Source organism: Mycobacterium sp. 1423905.2 (assembly GCF_001673155.1).
Lineage (GTDB): Bacteria > Actinomycetota > Actinomycetes > Mycobacteriales > Mycobacteriaceae > Mycobacterium.
In genome coordinates this window covers 1-653 of the sequence record NZ_LZLE01000359.1, presented here as the reverse complement: position 1 = coordinate 653, position 653 = coordinate 1, and the positions used below count along the sequence as shown (strand labels likewise).

Below are 653 nucleotides of genomic sequence, written 5' to 3'. Positions count from 1 at the left end.
ATTCCTGGCCCGTTCTTTGGTGGAGCTTCCGGGAATCGAAGACGCGTATTAGGCCGATGAGCTGGGGAAACGTCGAATGGGTGAGCACGGCCCGACATGGGAAAACATGTCTCAACAGGGATATTGTGCTGACCGCCGTCAGCACGTCCTTTAACCCTCGGTGAACTGCCTTGACAAGCGCTGTATAATGCTGTCCGAGGTCTCTAAATGGGCGTAGCTCGGTCCCGCGTCCCGCCTGACCAACGGGGCGTATCTGTTGACCCTGCGCACCCTTTAGGAAGACCGTGGACCCTTTTACCCACACTGGTTACAAAGACAACATCGTTGGCTACGACGCCGCGTCGAAGATCCTCGGCGGCGTCCCAATTAACACCCTTAAAGACTGGCGCGCCAAGGGGCGCGGCCCACGCTCGGCGGTGATCGCGGGCAAGGTTCGCTACCGGGTCGCCGACCTTGAAGGTTGGCTCGATAAGCAGTTTGAGCAGCGGCCTGCTGAGTCGATGCCGTTCACACCGCTGCGTAAACGGTCGGCATGAGGGGTCGCGTAATGCCGTACTGTTCGGAACCCGAGACTCTCATCCAGGCCGCCGAATGGCAGCGCACAAAGACCCGATACGCGAGCCACGGACTATGCGATATGTGCGCCGCGCAGG

Annotated in this window: 1 protein-coding gene; it reads left to right on the top strand. The window is 59.9% G+C overall.

The features are described 5' to 3' along the window. Window positions 1–284: 284 nt before the first annotated feature. The gene (locus tag A9W95_RS24870) at window positions 285–536 is read left to right on the top strand and encodes a helix-turn-helix domain-containing protein (RefSeq protein WP_082983315.1); all 252 of its coding nucleotides are present in this window, start codon (window positions 285–287) and stop codon (window positions 534–536) included. Window positions 537–653 lie beyond the last annotated feature (117 nt).